This is a genomic window from Geodermatophilus nigrescens (genome assembly GCF_900129495.1).
Taxonomy (GTDB): domain Bacteria; phylum Actinomycetota; class Actinomycetes; order Mycobacteriales; family Geodermatophilaceae; genus Geodermatophilus; species Geodermatophilus nigrescens.
Window position 1 is genome coordinate 1,053,854 of the sequence record NZ_FQVX01000003.1, and the last position, 18,843, is coordinate 1,072,696.

Below are 18,843 nucleotides of genomic sequence, written 5' to 3' on the forward strand. Positions count from 1 at the left end.
TGCCTGGCCTCAGACGCCGGACGGGACCAGCAGGTCGACCACGAGCGGCAGGTGGTCCGAGGCGCCGGCACCGTCGAGCACGCGGGCCGCGACCACCTGGATGCCCGGGGTCACCCACACCTGGTCGATGCGCACGTGCGGCGCGCGCGCCGGGTGGGTGTGGCCCTCGTCGCGCTGCCAGAACCGCCAGCGGGCCTGGTCGTCGCGGTCGCCGGCGAGGGTCCACGCGTCGGAGAAGTCGGCCCGCAGCGCCGACAGCTCGGGCGCGTCCGGGGCGGCGTTGAGGTCGCCGACCACCACGCCGGTCTCCATCGAGTCGGTGTGCAGGTCGCGCAGCAGCTGCACCTGCCGCGCCCGCTCCTCGGCCGACCGGGTGGTCAGGTGCGTGGTGGTCACCCACAGCGCGCCGCCGTCGAGCTCGACCAGCGTGCGCAGGGCGCTGCGCGGCTCGCCGGTGCCCGGCAGCGGGTGCACGTCGCTGATCAGGATCGGCAGCCGCGACAGCAGCGCGTTGCCGTACTGGCGGCGCGGGGCGTCGCCCGGCCGCTCCTCGTCGATCGCCGGGCCCCACGCCAGCTGCATGTCCAGCGCGCGGGACAGCAGCAGCGCCTGGTCGACGTCCTCGCTGCGGTCGCCGAAGTGCCGGTCCACCTCCTGCAGGCAGATGACGTCGGCGTCGGCGGCGGCCAGCACCTTGGCCAGCCGCGGCAGGTCGTGCCGGCGGTCGTCGCCCACCCCGTGGTGGGTGTTGAAGGTGACCAGCCGCACCGGGATGGGCGGCTGGTCGGGACCGGGGGCGGGCTTCACGCCGGAGGGGTCGGTCACCCCGTCAGCCTGTCACCCCTGCGCGGGCACCGTCGCCGGGACCGGGTCGGCCAGCGGCAGGTCGAGCACCTGCTGCAGGCACTCCTCGCCGTCGGGGCGGTGGTCGCTCACGTGCAGCACGAAGCGCGCCTGCCGGCCCTCGAGCACCAGCTCGCCGACCTGGTTGCCGAAGAAGGGGCCCGCCGCCTTGGCCCACTCCACCGACGGCGGCCGCACCCGCGCCGCCCGCGCGACCGCGGCGGTGAACCGCCGCGCCCACCGGCTCCAGCCGATCCGGAACCCGACGCGGATGGGGTGCGGCGCCTGGTTGTGCAGCGGGGAGACGGTCAGCTGGTGCACCCGGCCGGTCAGCCCGCCGGGGGAGACGACCTCGGCGGCGTAGGCGTGGTGGACGTCGCCGGAGAGCACCAGCGCGGTCGCCGGGGCGCGGCCGTGCTCCCCGCGGGCGACGGCGAGCAGCGCGGCCGCGAGCCGGTCGAAGCTGTGCCCGAAGGCGGCCCAGTGCTCGAGGTCCGCGGCCTGGCGCACCGCCTCGGCGGCCTTCCCCCGCCAGCGGCCCTCGTGCCGGACGGCGACCGCCTCGTCCACCCGCTCGATCGAGTCGATGGCGTGGGGGAGCAGCCACGGCAGCGAGGTGCCGACCAGCAGGTGGTCGACGCCGTCGGCGACCGCCTGGCGCATCTGGTCCTCGATCCAGGCGAACTCGTCGTCGTCGACCATGCGGCGGCCCTGCTCGTCGAGGACCCGGCCGGCCCGGCTGTCGACCATGACCAGCCGCGCGTCGCCCCAGTGGCGCACGTAGCTCCAGCGCACCGTCCGAGGCTCGCGGTCGGCGGCGACGGCCATCTCGCGCAGCAGCGGCTCGGCGTCGGTGCCCTCGGGCAGGGCGAGCACCGCCTGCCAGGTGCGGTCGGCGGCGAGCTCGGCCGGGCTGAGGTTGCCCAGGTGCTGGTGCACCCAGTAGCTGACCAGCCCGCCGGTGATCCGCTCGGCCCACCAGTCGGTGGCCGTCACCTGCCGCCGCCACGCCGCCGAGGTGTTCCAGTCGTCGATCATCTCGTGGTCGTCGAAGACCATCGACGACGGGATCGTCGACAGCAGCCAGCGCACCTGCGGGTCCATCCAGGACTCGGCGTACAGCCGCGTGTACTCCTCGCGGTCGCGCACCTGCGCGTCCTCGGGCACCGGCTCGCCGCGGTGCACGGTGAGCCAGGCGCGCGTGGCCGAGGTCAGCTCGTCGGCGTAGACCTGGTCGCCGAGCAGCACCAGCGCGTCGGGCCACTCCTCCTCGGGGAGGTCGGCCACCCGCTGGGCGTAGGCGTCGAGCGCGTCGGGCGGGATGCCCTCGCCGAGGTCGACGGTGCTCGGCGCGGCGTAGCGGCAGGAGCCGAAGGCCAGCCGGAACGGGCCGGGCCGGCCGGGGGTGCGGATCCGGCTGGGCGGGAACGGGGAGCTCTCCTCGGGCCACACCCGGACGCCGTCGGTGCCGTCGGCGGAGAGGCGGACCTCGTAGGGGGTGGTGCTGCCCGGCTCCAGCCCCTCGACGACGACGAGCGCGTACCAGTGGCCGCCCACGCGGAAGGTGCGCGCGGTGCGGCCGAGGACGTCGACGGTGCAGGGGCGGTCGGTCTCCACCCACACCGTGGCCGACACCGGGTCGACGTGGCGCAGCAGCGGCCCGAGCAGCAGGGCGGGGCTGTCTCCCGCGGGGAACGTCACGCCGCCCAGCGTGCTCCACGCACCCGGGTTCCGCCCAGAGCCCGCCGTGCGGCGGCTGGGAGACTGGGCGGCATGGAGTTCGTGCTGATCGCGATCGCGATCGTCCTCGTGGCCCTGGTCGCCGGGGTGGGCCTGCTGGTCGGCCGGGGCCGCCGCACCACCCGGCTCGACGACGACGCCGTCGCGGGCACGACGCTCACCCGCCCGCGGCCGCCCGCCGCGCCGCCGGCGCCCCCGGAGGACCGCCCGGCCGGGGCCACGGCGTCCGGGCTGGGCCTCGCGCCGGCCGAGCCCGACGCCGTCGCGCCCGAGGCGCCGCCCACGGTCGACCTGCCGCCCGCCGTCCCGGAGCCGGGCCTCGTCTTCGAGACCCCGCCGCCGTCGGCCGGCCGGCTGGTGAGGCTGCGCTCGCGGCTGGCCCGCTCGCAGTCCTCCCTCGGCCGCGGCCTGCTCACCGTGCTCGCCCGCGAGCGGCTCACCGAGGACGACTGGGAGGAGGTCGAGGAGACCCTCCTGGCCGCCGACGTCGGCGTCGCCGCGACCACCCAGATCGTCGAGCGGCTGCGCACCCAGTCGATGGTGCTGGCCACCGCGACCCCGGCCGACCTGCGCGCGCTGCTGGTCCGCGAGCTCACCGCCGTCCTCGGCCCCGACCTCGACCGCACGCTCGGCACCGACCGCCGCGAGGGCCGCCCCGGGGTGCTCCTCGTGGTCGGGGTCAACGGCGCCGGCAAGACGACGACGGTCGGCAAGATCGCCCGCGTGCTCGTCGGCGACGGCCGCAGCGTCGTCCTGGGCGCCGCCGACACCTTCCGCGCCGCGGCCGCCGACCAGCTCGAGACCTGGGGCGAGCGCGTGGGCGTGATGACCGTGCGCGGCCGCGAGGGCGCCGACCCGGCGTCGGTGGCGTTCGAGGCGGCGCGCACCGGCGTGGAGGCCGAGGTCGACACCGTCGTCGTCGACACCGCCGGCCGGTTGCACACCAAGTCCGGGCTCATGGACGAGCTCGGCAAGATCAAGCGGGTCGTGGAGAAGGTCAGCCCCGTCACCGAGACGCTGCTGGTCCTCGACGCCACCACCGGCCAGAACGGCATCGTGCAGGCGCGGGTGTTCACGCAGGCCGTCGACGTCACCGGCGTCGTGCTCACCAAGCTCGACGGCACCGCGAAGGGCGGCATCGTCGTCTCCGTGCAGCGCGAGCTCGGCATCCCGGTGAAGCTCATCGGGCTGGGCGAGGGCGCCGACGACCTCGCGCCGTTCGAGCCGGAGGCCTTCGCCGAGGGCCTCGTCGGAGGCGCCGACTGAGGCCGCCGCGGGCTCAGGCCCGCGAGGGGTCGAAGCCGTAGGGCAGCTCGAGCCGGTGCGCGGCCAGCAGGTCGGCGTCGGCGAGCACCTCGCGTGTCGGGCCGTCGGCGACCACGACGCCGCCGTCGAGCACCACCGAGCGCGGGCACAGCTGCAGCGCGTAGGGCAGGTCGTGGGTGACCATCAGCATCGTCACCGGCAGGCCGGTGAGGACCTCGGCGAGCTCGCGCCGCCCGGCCGGGTCGAGGTTGGAGGAGGGCTCGTCGAGCACGAGCACCTCCGGGTGCATCGACAGCACGGTGGCGACGGCGACCCGGCGGCGCTGGCCGAACGACAGGTGGTGCGGCGGGCGGTCGGCCGACCCGGCCATGCCCACCTGCTCCAGCGCCGCGGCCACCCGGGCGGCCACCTCCGGCTCGGGCAGGCCCAGGTTGCGCGGGCCGAAGGCGACGTCCTCGCCGACGGTCGGCATGAACAGCTGGTCGTCGGGGTCCTGGAACACGATGCCGACCCGGCGGCGGACCTCCGGCAGGTTCCGCTTCTCCACCGGCAGCCCGGCCACGCTCACCCGCCCGCGGCCGCCGGCGAGGATGCCGTTGAGGTGCAGCACCAGCGTCGTCTTGCCGGCCCCGTTGGGCCCCAGCAGCGCCACCCGCTCGCCGCGCTCGAGGCGCAGGTCGACGCCGAACAGCGCCTGGTGCCCGTCGGGGTAGGCGAAGGCCAGGTCCTCCACGAGGAGGGACGGCGGGGTGCTCACGCCCCGAGCATCCCCGCCGCCAGCAGGGCCGCCGCCGACAGGGGGAGCGCCAGCCCGGTCAGCCAGGTGCGCGCGGGCACGGCGAGGGCGGGCCCGGCGGGCAGCCGGCCGTCCCCGCCGCGGGACAGCATCGCGAGGTGCACCCGCTCGCCGCGCTCGTAGGACCGCACGAACAGCGCCCCCGCGGTGCCGGCGACGACCTTCAGCGCGCCGGGGCCGCGGCCGCGGAAGCCGCGGGACTCCCGCGCCACCCGCATGCGGCGCAGCTCGCCGGCCACGACGTCGGCGTAGCGGACCATGAACGACAGGATCTGCACGAGCACCGCCGGCAGCCGCAGCCGCTGCATCCCGCGGACCAGGTCCTGCGGCGTGGTGGTGGCGGCGAGCACCGTGGCCGCGAGCACCGACAGCGTCGCCTTGGCCAGCAGGCCGCCCGCGGCGAGCAGCCCGCTCTCCGACAGCGACAGCCCGAGGACCTCCACGCGCGGGCCGCGGGCGACGACCGGCAGCAGCAGCGCGAACACGACGAACGGCAGCTCCACCGCCAGGCCGCGCAGCAGCCGGCCGGCCGGGACGCGGGCCAGCGCCGCGGCGCCGAGCACCAGGACGGCGTACCCGGCGTAGGCCGGCGCCCAGGCCGCCCGCACCGGCGTGGCCACCACGACCAGCGCGAACGCGACGACGGCGACCAGCGCCACGTGCGCCGGCAGCCGGTGGACGACGGTGTCGCGCGCGACGTAGGCCGAGCCGAGCGGGCCGCCGTGCCCGGCGCCCACGCTCAGTCCCGGTCGGCGGTGCCGGTGCGGCGGCGCAGCACCAGCGTGAGGCCGCCGGCGAGCACGAGGGTGACCGCGACGCCGATGACGCCGGCCAGCCCGCCCGACAGCCGGCCGTCGTCGACGCCCTCGACGCCGTAGTCGGCCAGCGGGGAGCCGGCGACGGCGCTGTCGCGGGCCGTGTCGGCGAAGCCGCTCTCGCCGGCGGCCCACTCCAGCCCGTCGGGGTGCGCGCTCGCGTAGTAGCTGACGAACCCGGCGACCAGCAGGGTGACCACGAGCCCGGCGATCCAGAACGCGCGGCGGCTCCTCGTCGCGCTGCCGCTCGTCGCGGTGCCGCTCGTCGCGGTGCCGCTCATCGGAGGGCCCCCTCGGCGCGCAGGCCCGGGCGGGTGGCGAGGTCGGCGGGGCGGCGCAGGTGCCGGGCGCCGTGCACCAGGTCCGGCCGCACCGAGAGCACCGCGGTGAGCACGGCGACGGTGATGACGGCCTCGCCGATGCCGATGAGCAGGTGGATCCCGCCCATGGCGGCGAGCACGGTGCCGAGCGGGACGTCGGCGACCCCGCCGGCGGCGAACAGCCCGACGAAGGCCAGCGCCGCGGCCGGCACCGACAGGAAGGCGCCGGCGCCCGCGGCGCCGAGCACCCCGGAGCGCGTGCGCGGCAGCAGCCGCACGAGCAGCCGGAAGACGCCGTAGCCGGCGGCCACCGCCACCAGGCCCATGAGCGTCACGTTCGTGCCGAGGGCGGTGAGCCCGCCGTCGGCGAACAGGACGGCCTGGACCAGCAGGACGACGGTCATGCAGAGCACCGCCGTCCACGGCCCGACCAGCACGGCGGTGAGCGCGCCGCCGATCAGGTGGCCGCTGGTGCCGGCGCCGACCGGGAAGTTGACCATCTGGACGGCGAAGACGAAGGCGGCCGTGAGGCCGGCCAGGGGAGCGGTGCGCTCGTCGAGCTCGCGGCGCGCGCCGCGCAGGGCGAGGGCCACGGTCCCGGCGGCCACGGCGCCGGTGGCCACCGACGTCGGGGCGTCGAGGAACCCGTCGGGGACGTGCACGCGGACCTCCGCAGGCTGAGAGGACCGGCCCGGTGCCGACCCGACGGGCACCTTATTGCACATCGCTTGCAGGTGCACCGCCCTCGCAGGTCCGCCCGGTCCCACCTCCCCGTGCGGCGCGCAACACGGCCGTCACACGGGTGCGGGACACGCGACCGGGAGTTCACCGCCCGGAAACGCGGCGACGACGTCCCCGGAAACACCGCCCCGGCACCGTGAACGCCGCGTCGCCGCCAGGGAGGGCAGCGACCGCGACCCGCCCCGACCCCGGCCCGCCGGGGCCCGTCCTCGTTGCGGCCGACGGCCCACGACCCACCTCAGGAGGTTGCCGTGGTCAACACCGGCGACACCGCCTGGATCCTCACCAGCGCGGCCCTCGTGCTGCTGATGACCCCTGGCCTGGCGCTCTTCTACGGCGGCATGGTCCGCGCGAAGAGCGTCCTCAACATGATGATGATGAGCTTCGGCGCCCTCGCCCTGATCACGGTGCTCTGGGTGCTCTACGGCTACTCGTTCGCGTTCGGCGACGACGTCGGCCTGGGCCTGCTCGGCGACCCCGGCGAGTTCTTCGGCCTCAAGGGCCTGATGGAGGACACCACCAGCGAGGCCGGCGGCCTGCCCTCGATGGCCTTCGTCGGCTTCCAGGCGGTCTTCGCGATCATCACCGTCGCCCTGATCTCCGGCGCCATCGCCGACCGGGCGAAGTTCGGCTCCTGGATGGTCTTCGCCGGCATCTGGGCCACCGTCGTCTACTTCCCGGTCGCGCACTGGGTCTTCGACTTCACCCTCACCGACGACGACGGCGTGGTCACCCACACCGGCGGCTGGATCGCGAACGACCTGGCCGCCATCGACTTCGCCGGCGGCACCGCGGTGCACATCAACGCCGGCGCCGCGGGCCTCGCCCTGGCCCTGGTGCTCGGCAAGCGGCGCGGCTTCGGCCGCGAGGCGATGCGCCCGCACAACCTGCCGCTGGTCATGCTCGGCGCCGGCCTGCTGTGGTTCGGCTGGTTCGGGTTCAACGCCGGCTCCGCGCTCGCGGCCAACAACACCGCCGCCGTCGTCTGGGTCAACACCCTCGCCGCCACCGGCGCCGCCGTCCTCGGCTGGCTGGTCACCGAGAAGCTGCGCGACGGCCACGCCACCTCGCTGGGTGCCGCCTCCGGCGCCGTCGCGGGCCTGGTCGCCATCACCCCCGCCTGCTCCGCCGTCTCGCCGGTCGGCGCGATCATCGTGGGCGTCATCGCCGGCGCGCTGTGCGCCCTCGCCGTCGGCCTGAAGTACCGCCTCGGCTACGACGACTCGCTCGACGTCGTCGGCGTGCACCTCGTCGGCGGCCTGTGGGGCACCCTGGCCATCGGCTTCCTGGCCGACCCGGACGCCCCGGCCGGCGTGGAGAGCCTCTTCTTCGGCGGCAGCGTCGACCAGCTCTGGCGGCAGGCCGTCGGGGCCGGCGCGGTGCTCGTGTTCTCCTTCGTGCTGACCTACGTCATCGGGACCCTGGTCAAGGCCGCCATGGGCTTCCGCGTCAGCGAGGAGGACGAGGTGGCCGGGATCGACACCGTCGTGCACGCCGAGTCCGGGTACGACTTCACCAGCCTCGGTGGGGGCAGCGGGTCCGCCCTCTCCCAGGCCACCACGCCGAAGACCACGGAAGGGGTCCGGGCATGAAGCTCGTCACCGCCATCATCAAGCCCTTCAAGCTCGACGACGTGAAGAACGCCCTCGAGCTGATCGGGATCACCGGGCTCACCGTCAGCGAGGTCCAGGGCTTCGGCCGCCAGCGCGGCCACACCGAGGTCTACCGCGGCGCGGAGTACCAGGTGGACTTCGTCCCCAAGGTCCGCATCGAGGTCGTCGTCGGCGAGATCGAGGCCGCCCGGGTGGTGGACGCCGTCGTCGAGTCGGCCTCCACCGGCCAGATCGGGGACGGGAAGGTCTGGGTCACCACGATCGACGAGATCGTGCGGGTCCGCACCGGCGAGCGCGGCGAGGACGCGCTCTGACCCGGGACTGACCCCGGAGCACGTCGCGTCGGCCGGGGTGGTGGGGAGACCACCGCCCCGGCCGACGCCGTTCCCGCACCGCTGACCGAGGGGGAGACCGTGCCGGACCTGGCCTCGCTGCCCGACCTGCCCCGCGCCGGGCGGGTGCAGCTGCTCGACGCGTGGCTCGGCGACCTGCTCGCCGACGCCGTGGCCGGCACCCCGCCGCCGCGGCAGGGCCGGGGCGCACCGGCCCCGCGCACCGGCACCGACGGCGTCGCGCTCGTCGCCGTCGGCAGTCTCGGCCGGCGCGAGCCCCCGCCGCACGCCGACCTCGACCTGGTGCTCGTCCACGACGGCCGGCCCGAGGTCGCCGCGCTCGCCGACGCCGTCTGGTACCCGATCTGGGACGCCGGCGTCCGGCTCGACCACTCGGTGCGCTCGGTCGCCGAGGCCGTCTCGGTCGCCTCCACAGACGTCAAGGCCGGCCTCGGGCTGCTCGACGCGCGGCTGGTCGCCGGCGACGCCGGGCTGGCCGCCGCGCTGCGCACCGCCACGCTCGCCAGCTGGCGCCAGTCGGCGTCGCGGCTGCTGCCCCAGCTGCGCGACCTGCGCCGCGGCCGGGCCCGCCAGGTCGGCGAGCTGGCGTTCCTGCTCGAGCCCGACCTCAAGGAGGCCTACGGCGGCCTGCGCGAGGGCCAGGTGCTGCGCGCGGTCGCCGCCGCCCAGCTCGGCGACGAGCCCTCCGCGGAGGCCGAGGCCGCCTACGCCTTCCTGCTCGACGTGCGCGACGAGCTGCGCCGCCGTGCCGGCCGGCCCACCGACGTCCTGGTCCGCCAGGAGCAGCGGCCGGTCGCGGCGGCCCTCGGCCTGCCCGACGAGGACGTGCTGCTGCGCGAGGTCAGCCTCGCCGGCCGGCGGCTGGCCTTCGTCGCCGACGACACCTGGCGGCGCGTGGACGCCGCCCTGGTCCGCCGCCCGCGCGCCCGCTACCGCCGGGTGCGCCGCGAGCCGCTGGCCGAGGGCGTCGTCCGGCAGGGGGACGAGGTGGTGCTGGCCCGCGACGCCCGCCCCGCCACCGACCCGGGCCTGGTGCTGCGCGGCGCGGCCGCCGCCGCCCGCGAGGACCTGCTGCTGTCGCCCTACACGCTCAAGGTGCTCGCGGTGCACGCGCCGCCGCTGCCGGAGCCCTGGCCCGCGGAGGTCCGCTGGTCGTTCCTGCGGCTGCTGGCCAGCGGCCGCTCCGCCGTCCCGGTCATCGAGCAGCTGGACCAGGAGGGCCTGCTCACCCGCCTGCTGCCGGAGTGGGAGCGGGTGCGCTCGCTGCCGCAGCGCCACCCGTGGCACCGGTTCACCGTCGACCGGCACCTGGTCGAGGCCGCCGCGGCCGCCGCCGAGCTCACCCGCGACGTCGACCGGCCCGACCTGCTGCTGGTCGCCTCACTGCTGCACGACGTCGGCAAGGGCTGGCCCGGCGACCACAGCGTCGTCGGGGAGCCGATCGCCGCCGGCATCGCGGCGCGGATGGGCTTCACCCCGGCCGACGTCGCCACCGTGGGCACCCTCGTGCGCCACCACCTGCTGCTGCCCGACACCGCCACCCGCCGCGACATCGACGACCCGGCCACCATCGAGCGGGTCGCCGACACCATCGGCCGCGACGCGCAGGTGCTGCAGCTGCTGCACGCCGTGGCGCAGGCCGACGGCGCGGCCACCAGCACCTCGGCCTGGTCGCCGTGGAAGGCGCACCTGGTCGCCCACCTCGTCGCGCGGGTGCAGGCGCACCTCGGCGGCACGCCGGTCGAGGGGCCGGAGCCCGTGCTGCACCCCACCGAGCCGAGCGTGACCAGCCCGGGGGAGGGCGCGGTGACCGTCGGCGTGGAGGACGTCGCCGACGGCCAGCAGGTGACCATCGGCGCCCCCGACGAGCAGGGCCTGTTCAGCCGGCTGGCCGGGGTGCTCGCCCTCAACCAGCTCGACGTGCGCGCCGCGAAGGTCAACGTGGCGGGCGGCCGGGCCACCGCGGTGTTCGCCGTCCGCCCCCGGTTCGGGCGGGCGCCGCAGCCGGCGATCCTCGCCGACGCCGTCCGGGCCGCCCTCGAGGGCACGCTGCCGCTGGCCGACCGGCTGCGGCAGCGCGAGGCCGACTACCGGCAGGACGCCGCCCGCTCCGCGCCGCCGCGGGTCTCCTGGCACGACTCGGAGGTCAGCGGGGAGGCCACGAGCATCGTCGAGGTGCGCGCCGGCGACCGGGCGGGCCTGCTCTACCGGCTCACCGCCGCGCTGGGCGCCGAGGGCCTCGACGTCACCTCCGCGCGGATCGAGACGCTCGGGGCCGACGCCGCCGACTACTTCTACGTGAGCAACCCCGCCGGCTGCCCGATCGACGCCGCGCAGCGCGGGCGGGTGGAGGCGGCGCTGGTGGCCGCCGCGCGGGGTGCGGTGCCCGACCCGGCGCACAGCGGGGGAGGGGACACGCCGCGCTGAATCCGCGGGACTGTCGGTGGCCCGTGCGACCGTCGCGGCAGATGCGGGACGGACCGGTCCCGCCACCGACGGCGAGGGGAGTCCCCGTGCGGTCCCAGACCTGGCCCTGCCCCACCTGCGGCGAGGACACCGTGTTCGAGCAGCCCGGGTGTGCCGACGGGCACACCGCCGACGGCGGCGAGTGCCCCGAGTGGGCGTGCACCGACTGCGGCACCGCCTTCCTGCTCGGCGGCCTCGACGTCGTGGTCGAGGCGGCGGTGCGCCGCGCGGCCTGAGCGCCCGCACGGCCGGGGCGGGACCGCCCGGGTCGATACGCTGGAGTCAGGAGGCGCGGCCCGTCGGGGCCACGACAGCGCCCGTGACTGCTGAGGACTGCTCGTGTTCGAGACACTCTCCGACCGCCTCGACAAGGTCTTCACCGGCCTGCGCGGCAAGGGCCGGCTGACCGACGCCGACATCGACGCCACCGCGCGCGAGATCCGCATCGCGCTGCTGGAGGCCGACGTCGCGCTGCCGGTGGTGCGCGCCTTCATCACCGCGATCAAGGACCGGGCGCGCGGCGCCGCCGTCTCGCAGGCGCTCAACCCCGCCCAGCAGGTCATCAAGATCGTCAACGAGGAGCTCGTCGAGATCCTCGGCGGCGAGACCCGCCGGCTGCGGTTCGCCAAGCAGTCGCCGACGGTGATCATGCTCGCCGGTCTGCAGGGCTCCGGTAAGACCACGCTCGCCGGCAAGCTCGGCCGCTGGCTGAAGTCCCAGGGCCACGCCCCGCTGCTGGTGGCCTGCGACCTGCAGCGCCCGAACGCGGTCAACCAGCTCACGATCGTCGCCGGCCAGGCCGGGGTCGACGTCTACGCCCCGGAGCCGGGCAACGGCGTCGGCGACCCCATCCGGGTGGCCGCCGACTCGATCGAGCACGCCCGCCGCACCATGCACGACGTCGTCGTCGTCGACACCGCCGGCCGCCTCGGCATCGACGCCGAGCTCATGGCCCAGGCCGCCGGCATCCGCGACGCCGTCCGGCCGGACGAGACGCTGTTCGTCGTCGACGCGATGATCGGCCAGGACGCCGTCACCACCGCCGAGGCGTTCCGCGACGGCGTGGGCTTCTCCGGCGTCGTGCTCACCAAGCTCGACGGCGACGCCCGCGGTGGTGCCGCGCTCTCGGTCCGCTACGTGACCGGGCAGCCGATCATGTTCGCCTCCACCGGCGAGAAGCTCACCGACTTCGACGTCTTCCACCCCGAGCGGATGGCCTCGCGCATCCTCGGCATGGGCGACGTGCTCACCCTCATCGAGCAGGCCGAGCAGGCCTTCGACGCCGACCAGGCCGAGAAGATGGCCGGCAAGCTCGTCAGCCGCGAGGGCTTCACGCTCGAGGACTTCCTCGAGCAGATGATGGCCATCCGCAAGATGGGCCCGATCGCCAACCTGCTCGGCATGCTGCCCGGCGCCGGGGCGATGAAGGAGCAGCTCAAGCAGGTCGACGACCGCGACCTCGACCGCACCGCGGCGATCATCCGGTCGATGACGCCGCAGGAGCGCGTCGACTCGAAGATCATCAACGCCTCGCGACGCGTGCGCATCGCCAACGGCTCCGGCGTGACCGTCACCGAGGTCAACCAGCTGCTGGAGCGCTTCGCCCAAGCCCAGAAGATGATGGGCCAGATGGCCGGCAGCATGGGCCTGCCCGGCATGGGCCCCATGTCCAAGAAGGCCCGCGGCCGGCAGATGCAGGCCCAGTCGTCGAAGAAGGGCAAGGGCAAGAAGGGCGGCAAGGGCAAGGCCCCGGCCCGCCGCCCGATGGGCGCCCCCGGGCTGCCCCCCGGCGCCGGCTTCCCGGGCCAGCTGCCCGGCGGCATGCCCTCGCTGCCGCCCGGCCAGGCGCTGCCGGACCTGTCCAAGCTCGACTTCAGCAAGTTCGGGGACGAGCGGCCCGGGCGGTGAGCGCGCCCGCGCTGCACCTCTCCGGCGTCGTCCTCCCCGAGGGCGCGCACCGGGACCTGTGGGTGCGCGACGGCCGGCTCACGTCCGACCCGGTGCCCGGTGCGGAGACCGTCTCCCGCGGCGGCTGGCTGCTGCCCGGCCTGGTCGACGCGCACTGCCACGTCGGCATCGGCCGCGGCGGCGTGCACGTCGAGGACCTCGCCGGGCTGCGCGAGCAGGCCGTGGCCGAGCGCGACGCCGGCGTGCTGGCGCTGCGCGACTGCGGCTCGCCGGTCGACACCCGGGCCCTCGACGACGAGCCCGACCTGCCGACGATCATCCGGGCCGGCCGGCACCTGGCCCGCACCCGCCGCTACATCCCGGGGCTGGCCGTCGAGCTGGAGCCCGAGGACCTCGTCGCGCAGGTGCGCGAGCAGGCCCGCCGGGGCGACGGCTGGGTGAAGCTCGTCGGCGACTGGATCGACCGCTCGGTGGGCGACCTCGCGCCGGAGTGGCCGGCCGACGTCGTCGCCGCCGCGATCGCCGCGGCCCACGAGGAGGGCGCGCGGGTCACCGCGCACACGTTCGGCACCGACGCGCTGCCCGACCTGGTCCGCGCGGGCATCGACTGCGTCGAGCACGGCACCGGGCTGACCGAGGACCTCGTGGCCGAGATGGCCGCCCGCGGCACCGCCGTCGTCCCCACGCTGGTCAACGTGGAGAACTTCCCCGGCTTCGCCGCGGCGGGGGAGAAGCGGTTCCCGGCGTACGCGAGCACCATGCGGCGGCTGTACGCGGGCTCGGGCGCCGTCGTGCGCGCCGCCCACGAGGCCGGCGTGCCGGTGTTCGCCGGCACCGACGCCGGCGGCGGCATCGAGCACGGCCGGATCGCCGACGAGGTGCGGGCGCTGTGCGAGGCGGGGCTCCCGGCCGAGGCGGCGCTGGGCGCGGCGTCGTGGGCGGCCCGCGCGTGGCTCGGGCTGCCCGGCATCGAGGAGGGCGCGCCGGCCGACGTCGTCGTCTACGACACCGACCCGCGCGTCGACCTGCACACCCTCACCCGGCCGGTGCTGCGGCTGCTGCGCGGCCGCGTAGTCTGACGCCTCCCGACGCTGCCGGGAAACCGCTTCGCCGGTGCTGGGACACTGCTCCCGTGCTCCTGCGGATGTCCACGCTGTTCCTGCGCACCCTGCGCGACGACCCCGCCGACGCCGAGGTCCCCAGCCACCGGCTGCTGGTCCGCGCCGGCTACATCCGGCGCGCCGCGCCGGGCGGCTTCACCTGGCTGCCGCTGGGCTACCGGGTGTTCCGCAACGTCGAGCGCGTCATCCGCGAGGAGATGGACGCGATGGGCGCGCAGGAGGTGCACTTCCCGGCGCTGCTGCCCCGCGAGCCCTACGAGGCGACCAACCGCTGGACCGAGTACGGCCCCAACCTCTTCCGGCTCCAGGACCGCCGGGGCGCGGACTTCCTGCTCGGCCCCACGCACGAGGAGATGTTCACGCTCCTGGTGAAGGACCTGTACTCGTCGTACAAGGACCTGCCGCTGTCGCTGTACCAGATCCAGACCAAGTACCGGGACGAGGCGCGGCCCCGCGCCGGCCTGTTCCGCGGCCGCGAGTTCACGATGAAGGACAGCTACTCCTTCGACGTCGACGACGCCGGGCTGGACAAGAGCTACGCCGCGCACCGCGACGCCTACATCCGCGTGTTCGACCGGCTCGGCCTCGAGTACGTCATCGTCTCGGCGATGTCGGGGGCCATGGGCGGGTCGCGCAGCGAGGAGTTCCTGCACCCCACCGACATCGGCGAGGACACCTTCGTCCGCTCGGCCGGGGGCTACGCGGCGAACGTCGAGGCGGTCGCCACCGTCGTCCCCGAGGCCGTGCCGTTCGACGGGCTGCCCGAGGCGCACGTCGAGGACACCCCCGACACCCCGACCATCGAGACGCTGGTCGCGGTCGCGAACGAGCTGTTCCCCGACGCCGGGTACACCGCCGCGCACACGCTGAAGAACGTCGTCGTCACGCTCGTGCACCCCGACGGCACCCGCGAGCCCCTGGTCATCGGCGTCCCCGGCGACCGCGAGGTCGACGCCAAGCGGCTGGAGGCCCAGGTGGCGCCGGCCGAGGTCGAGCCGTTCGCCGACTTCGAGAAGCACCCCGCGCTGGTCAAGGGCTACATCGGCCCGCAGGTGCTGGGCAGCGGCAGCGAGTCGGGCATCCGCTACCTCGTCGACCCGCGCGTGGTCCCCGGCAGCCGCTGGGTCACCGGCGCCAACGCCCCGGGGAAGCACGTGTTCGACCTCGTCGCCGGCCGCGACTTCTCCTGGGACGGCACCGTCGAGGCCGCCGAGGTGCTGCCCGGCGACCCCGCGCCCGACGGCTCCGGCCCGCTGGAGCTCGCCCGCGGCGTCGAGCTCGGGCACATCTTCCAGCTGGGCCGGAAGTACGCCGAGGCCCTCGGCCTCGAGGTGCTCGACGAGAACGGGAAGCTCGTCACGGTCACGATGGGCTCCTACGGCATCGGCGTCTCGCGCGCCGTGGCCGCGATCGCCGAGTCCACCCACGACGAGCTCGGCCTGGTGTGGCCGCGCGAGGTCGCCCCGGCCGACGTGCACGTCGTCGCCACCGGCAAGGACGCCGCCGTCTTCGAGGCCGCCGAGTCGCTGTCGCGGGAGCTCGTCGGCGCCGGGCTGACCGTCCTCTACGACGACCGGCCGAAGGTGTCGCCCGGCGTGAAGTTCAAGGACGCCGAGCTGCTCGGCATGCCGACCATCGTCACCGTCGGCCGCGGCCTGGCGCAGGGCGTGGTCGAGGTCCGCGACCGCGTGAGCGGGGAGCGCACGGAGGTGCCGGTCGCCGACGCGGCGGCCGCCGTCCTGGCCGCCGTCCGTCAGGGCCCGGCGACCAGCTCGACCTCATAGCCGTCGGCGTCCTCGAGGTAGGCGGCCCGGTGGTCCGGGCCGCCGGCGTACGGGTGGCGGTCGGCGAACAGCAGCCGCCACCCGTGCGCCGGGGCCTGCTCCACCAGCGCGTCGAGGTCGCCGTCGCTCCCGGCCCAGAACGCCAGGTGGTTGAGGCCCGGCCGGCGCCGCTCGTGGACGCCCGCCGCCAGGTCGGGGGAGCGCTCGACCACGACGTACACGTCGCCCAGCCTCCAGGACCGGCCGTGCTCCCACGACTGGTACGGCGCCGCGCCCAGCGCGGTCAGCAGCCAGCCCCACGAGCGCTCCGCCCGGTCGAGGTCGGGCACCCACAGCTCCACGTGGTGGAGCAGACCCCGGCTGGTCACGGCGGACCTCCTCGCGTCTGGCATCATGGTCGGTCGAACACGGCGGTGCGCGGCCCTCTCACCGACGCCGGCCGTGTCCCTGGCTCCGCCCCGGCGTAACCCCACGCGTCCGTCCGGCGAGCACCGACGAACAGCGTTCGAGGAGAGTTCGAGCCACCGTGGCCACCAAGATCAAGCTCATGCGTCTGGGCAAGATGCGTGCTCCGTACTACCGCATCGTCGTCGCCGACTCGCGCACCAAGCGCGAGGGTCGCGTCATCGAGACGATCGGCAAGTACCACCCGAAGGAGGACCCCTCCTTCATCGAGGTCGACAGCGACCGCGCGCAGTACTGGCTCGGTGTCGGCGCGCAGCCGACCGAGCCCGTCGCGGCCATCTTCCGCGTCACCGGTGACTGGCAGAAGTTCAAGGGCGAGGCCGCCCCGCCGCCCATGAAGGTCGCCGCCCCCAAGCCCGACCGCAAGGCCCTCTACGAGGAGGCCGTCCGCGGCAACGGCGAGGAGCCGGCCGCGGGTGCCACCACCCCGAAGAAGAAGGCCGCCCCCAAGGCCGACGCCGACACCGCCGACAGCAGCGCCGCCGACACGGTGGCCGAGGCCGCCGGTGCCGGTGGCGAGGGCCCGGCGGCCGGCGCCACCTCGACGCCCGCCGAGTAAGACGTGCTCGAAGAGGCGCTCGAGCACCTGGTCAAGGGCATCGTCGACCACCCGCGCGACGTCACCGTCGACCTGGTCGGCGGTCGCCGCGGCAAGACCCTCGAGGTCCGGGTGCACCCCGACGACCTCGGCAAGGTGATCGGCCGCGGCGGGCGCACCGCCAAGGCCCTGCGCACCGTCATGGCCGGCGTCGGCGGCCGCGGCCTGCGGGTCGACGTCGTCGACACCGACGGGCGCTGAGCCCCGCGTCCCGCACGTGGGAACCCCTCCCCAGGACACCGTGGTGGTCGGCCGGATCGGCCGGCCCCACGGTGTCCGTGGTGAAGCGACCGTCGAGGTGCGCACCGACGACCCCGGTGCGCGCTTCCGCGTCGGCGTCGCCCTCCGCACCGACCCCGCCGGGCGCGGGCCGCTGACGATCACCGCGGCCCGCTGGCACCGCGACGTGCTGCTGCTCGCGTTCGAGGGCTACGACAGCCGCGAGGCCGTCGAGGCCCTGCGCGACACCCTCCTCGAGGTCCCCGTGGCCGAGCTCCCCGACCTCGAGGACCCCGACGCCTTCTACGACCACCAGCTCGTCGGGCTCGCCGCCCGGCTGCCCGACGGCACGCCGCTGGGCGAGGTCACCGCCGTCCGCCACGAGGGCGCCGAGCTGCTCGTCGTGCGCCGCGTCGACGGCGGCGAGCTGCTCGTCCCCTTCGTCGCCGCGATCGTGCCCACGGTCGACGTGCCCGGCGGGTTCGTCGTCGTCGACCCGCCCGAGGGGCTGCTCGACCTGTGAGCGAGCCGTACCGCGTCGACGTCGTCACGATCTTCCCCGAGTACCTGGCGCCGCTGCGCCAGTCGCTGCTCGGCAAGGCCGCCGACCGCGGCCTGGTCGCCGTCGGCGTGCACGACCTGCGGCAGTGGACCGACGACGTCCACCGCACCGTCGACGACGCCCCCTACGGCGGCGGCCCCGGCATGGTCATGCGCCCCGAGCCGTGGGCCCGCGCGCTGGAGGCCGTGCGCCCGCCCGGCACCCGGCTGGTCGTGCCGACGCCGGCCGGCCGCCCGTTCACCCAGGCCGTCGCCGCCGAGTGGGCCGCCGAGCCCGGGCTGGTCTTCGCCTGCGGCCGCTACGAGGGCATCGACCAGCGGGTCGCCGACTGGGCCGCCTCCGCCGGGCCCGTGTCCGAGGTCTCGATCGGCGACTACGTGCTCGCCGGCGGGGAGTCCGCGGTGCTGGTGATGGTCGAGGCGGTCACCCGGCTGCTGCCCGGCGTCGTCGGCAACCGCGAGTCCGTGGAGTTCGACTCGCACGCCGACGGGCTGCTCGAGGGCCCGTCCTACACCCGCCCGGCGTCCTGGCGCGGGCTCGACGTCCCGCCGGTGCTGCTGTCCGGCGACCACGCGGCCATAGCCCGCTGGCGGCGCGCGGAGTCGCTGCGGCGCACCGCCACCCGGCGCCCGGACCTGCTGGCCGCGCTCCCCGGGGACGCGCTCACCCCCGCCGAGCGGGCGGTCCTCGACGGTGCCTGACCGCGCGGAGGTCGCCCGGGCGGTGGTCCGGCCCACGGCGCGTGTCGTCGTCCTCGACCCCGACGGCCGGGTGCTGCTGCTCGGCGCCCGGCTGACCGACCCCGCCGTCCCGCCCGGTGACGTGCTGTTCTGGTACACGCCCGGCGGGGGAGTGGAGGACGGCGAGAGCGTGCGCGTCGCGGCCGCCCGGGAGCTCGCCGAGGAGATCGGCCTGGTCGTCGACCCCGCGGCCCTCGAGGGCCCGGTGTGGTTCCGCCGGCACGTGGGCCCCTTCGCGGGCGTGCAGGTCGACTCGCGCGAGACCTTCTTCGTGCTGCGCGACGTCGTCCACGAGGTCGACCCGGCCGGCCGCACCGAGCTCGAGCTGCTCGGCGAGGAGCCGCACCGCTGGTGGACCGCGGCGGAGATCGCCGCGGCCGACGTGGAGTTCGCGCCGCGCGAGCTCGCCGCCGTGCTGCCGGAGCTGCTCGCCGGGCCGTGGCGCCGGCCACCCCGCGTGGTCGACTGAACCCGTCGCCCGGGGGCCGCGCTC

The 18,843-nt window shown here is 75.9% G+C and carries 20 protein-coding genes; 13 read left to right on the top strand and 7 right to left on the bottom strand.

What is annotated here, in order from left to right; all coding sequences use genetic code 11:
* Nucleotides 1-9: 9 nt before the first annotated feature.
* Entirely contained in the window at nucleotides 10-825 is an 816-nt protein-coding gene (locus BUE37_RS18705) for an endonuclease/exonuclease/phosphatase family protein (protein WP_073421802.1), read from the bottom strand.
* A 12-nt stretch (nucleotides 826-837) separates the two neighbouring features.
* On the bottom strand, nucleotides 838-2,544 hold the full coding sequence (locus BUE37_RS18710) for an alkaline phosphatase D family protein (RefSeq protein WP_073421803.1): 1,707 nt from the start codon (nucleotides 2,542-2,544) through the stop codon (nucleotides 838-840).
* A gap of 72 nt (nucleotides 2,545-2,616) precedes the next feature.
* Here BUE37_RS18710 and ftsY point away from each other — a divergent pair, with 72 nt between their 5' ends.
* On the top strand, nucleotides 2,617-3,849 hold the full coding sequence (ftsY, locus tag BUE37_RS18715; RefSeq protein WP_073421804.1) for a signal recognition particle-docking protein FtsY: 1,233 nt from the start codon (nucleotides 2,617-2,619) through the stop codon (nucleotides 3,847-3,849).
* Between the two features lie 13 nt (nucleotides 3,850-3,862).
* On the opposite strand, the gene BUE37_RS18720 is transcribed toward ftsY, so the two are convergent.
* From BUE37_RS18720 to BUE37_RS18735, 4 genes are read right to left on the bottom strand one after another with little or no spacing between them, the layout of a single operon-like run.
* Nucleotides 3,863-4,606 carry an energy-coupling factor ABC transporter ATP-binding protein gene (locus tag BUE37_RS18720; RefSeq protein WP_073421805.1) on the bottom strand — a complete coding sequence of 248 codons (744 nt, stop codon included), beginning with the start codon at nucleotides 4,604-4,606 and terminating at the stop codon, nucleotides 3,863-3,865.
* Nucleotides 4,603-5,382 carry a cobalt ECF transporter T component CbiQ gene (gene cbiQ, locus BUE37_RS18725; protein WP_073421806.1) on the bottom strand — a complete coding sequence of 260 codons (780 nt, stop codon included), beginning with the start codon at nucleotides 5,380-5,382 and terminating at the stop codon, nucleotides 4,603-4,605. The genes BUE37_RS18720 and cbiQ overlap by 4 nt, the downstream gene beginning before the upstream one ends.
* 2 nt (nucleotides 5,383-5,384) lie before the next feature.
* Nucleotides 5,385-5,741: a PDGLE domain-containing protein gene (locus BUE37_RS24010; RefSeq protein WP_175562915.1), complete on the bottom strand. Its 357-nt coding sequence runs from the start codon at nucleotides 5,739-5,741 to the stop codon at nucleotides 5,385-5,387.
* On the bottom strand, nucleotides 5,738-6,442 hold the full coding sequence (locus BUE37_RS18735; protein WP_073421807.1) for an energy-coupling factor ABC transporter permease: 705 nt from the start codon (nucleotides 6,440-6,442) through the stop codon (nucleotides 5,738-5,740). Before BUE37_RS18735 ends, BUE37_RS24010 begins: the two co-directional genes overlap by 4 nt.
* A gap of 330 nt (nucleotides 6,443-6,772) precedes the next feature.
* Between BUE37_RS18735 and BUE37_RS18740 the strand changes: the two genes are divergently transcribed.
* The 7 genes from BUE37_RS18740 (at nucleotide 6,773) to BUE37_RS18770 (ending at nucleotide 15,766) form a co-directional block, all read left to right on the top strand.
* Nucleotides 6,773-8,113 carry an ammonium transporter gene (locus BUE37_RS18740; protein ID WP_073421808.1) on the top strand — a complete coding sequence of 447 codons (1,341 nt, stop codon included), beginning with the start codon at nucleotides 6,773-6,775 and terminating at the stop codon, nucleotides 8,111-8,113.
* Complete coding sequence (locus tag BUE37_RS18745) at nucleotides 8,110-8,448, top strand: P-II family nitrogen regulator (protein ID WP_073421809.1); 339 nt, start codon at nucleotides 8,110-8,112, stop codon at nucleotides 8,446-8,448. Before BUE37_RS18740 ends, BUE37_RS18745 begins: the two co-directional genes overlap by 4 nt.
* A 99-nt stretch (nucleotides 8,449-8,547) precedes the next feature.
* On the top strand, nucleotides 8,548-10,914 hold the full coding sequence (locus tag BUE37_RS18750) for a [protein-PII] uridylyltransferase (protein ID WP_073421810.1): 2,367 nt from the start codon (nucleotides 8,548-8,550) through the stop codon (nucleotides 10,912-10,914).
* 86 nt (nucleotides 10,915-11,000) lie between these two features.
* Nucleotides 11,001-11,189 carry a hypothetical protein gene (locus BUE37_RS18755; protein WP_073421811.1) on the top strand — a complete coding sequence of 63 codons (189 nt, stop codon included), beginning with the start codon at nucleotides 11,001-11,003 and terminating at the stop codon, nucleotides 11,187-11,189.
* A 103-nt stretch (nucleotides 11,190-11,292) separates the two neighbouring features.
* Entirely contained in the window at nucleotides 11,293-12,861 is a 1,569-nt protein-coding gene (gene ffh, locus BUE37_RS18760; RefSeq protein ID WP_073421812.1) for a signal recognition particle protein, read from the top strand.
* The gene (locus BUE37_RS18765) at nucleotides 12,858-13,940 is read left to right on the top strand and encodes an amidohydrolase family protein (protein ID WP_245794733.1); all 1,083 of its coding nucleotides are present in this window, start codon (nucleotides 12,858-12,860) and stop codon (nucleotides 13,938-13,940) included. Before ffh ends, BUE37_RS18765 begins: the two co-directional genes overlap by 4 nt.
* Before the next feature lie 53 nt (nucleotides 13,941-13,993).
* Entirely contained in the window at nucleotides 13,994-15,766 is a 1,773-nt protein-coding gene (locus BUE37_RS18770) for a proline--tRNA ligase (protein WP_073421813.1), read from the top strand.
* Here BUE37_RS18770 and BUE37_RS18775 read toward each other — a convergent pair.
* Nucleotides 15,736-16,134, bottom strand: coding sequence for a VOC family protein (locus tag BUE37_RS18775; protein WP_217651299.1), 399 nt, complete (start codon nucleotides 16,132-16,134; stop codon nucleotides 15,736-15,738). The genes BUE37_RS18770 and BUE37_RS18775 overlap by 31 nt on opposite strands.
* A 158-nt stretch (nucleotides 16,135-16,292) precedes the next feature.
* On the opposite strand from BUE37_RS18775, the gene rpsP reads away from it, so the two are divergent.
* The 5 genes from rpsP to BUE37_RS18800 are packed head-to-tail and all read left to right on the top strand — an operon-like array spanning nucleotide 16,293 to nucleotide 18,819.
* The gene (rpsP, locus tag BUE37_RS18780) at nucleotides 16,293-16,790 is read left to right on the top strand and encodes a 30S ribosomal protein S16 (protein ID WP_073421814.1); all 498 of its coding nucleotides are present in this window, start codon (nucleotides 16,293-16,295) and stop codon (nucleotides 16,788-16,790) included.
* A 3-nt stretch (nucleotides 16,791-16,793) separates the two neighbouring features.
* A complete protein-coding gene (locus BUE37_RS18785; protein WP_073421815.1) occupies nucleotides 16,794-17,030 on the top strand; it encodes an RNA-binding protein in 237 nt (78 codons plus the stop codon).
* A 16-nt stretch (nucleotides 17,031-17,046) separates the two neighbouring features.
* Entirely contained in the window at nucleotides 17,047-17,571 is a 525-nt protein-coding gene (gene rimM / locus BUE37_RS18790) for a ribosome maturation factor RimM (protein WP_217651300.1), read from the top strand.
* Nucleotides 17,568-18,311, top strand: a complete 744-nt coding sequence (gene trmD, locus BUE37_RS18795; RefSeq protein ID WP_073421817.1) for a tRNA (guanosine(37)-N1)-methyltransferase TrmD — start codon at nucleotides 17,568-17,570, stop codon at nucleotides 18,309-18,311. The genes rimM and trmD overlap by 4 nt, the downstream gene beginning before the upstream one ends.
* Nucleotides 18,304-18,819, top strand: coding sequence for an NUDIX hydrolase (locus BUE37_RS18800; RefSeq protein WP_073421818.1), 516 nt, complete (start codon nucleotides 18,304-18,306; stop codon nucleotides 18,817-18,819). The genes trmD and BUE37_RS18800 overlap by 8 nt, the downstream gene beginning before the upstream one ends.
* Nucleotides 18,820-18,843 lie beyond the last annotated feature (24 nt).

Bases quoted from the DNA above. Each gene is read 5' to 3' on its own strand.
- BUE37_RS24010 (WP_175562915.1), bottom strand. From the start codon at position 5,741: ATGAGCGGCACCGCGACGAGCGGCACCGCGACGAGCGGCAGCGCGACG.
- ftsY (WP_073421804.1), top strand. From the start codon at position 2,617: ATGGAGTTCGTGCTGATCGCGATCGCGATCGTCCTCGTGGCCCTGGTC.
- BUE37_RS18745 (WP_073421809.1), top strand. From the start codon at position 8,110: ATGAAGCTCGTCACCGCCATCATCAAGCCCTTCAAGCTCGACGACGTG.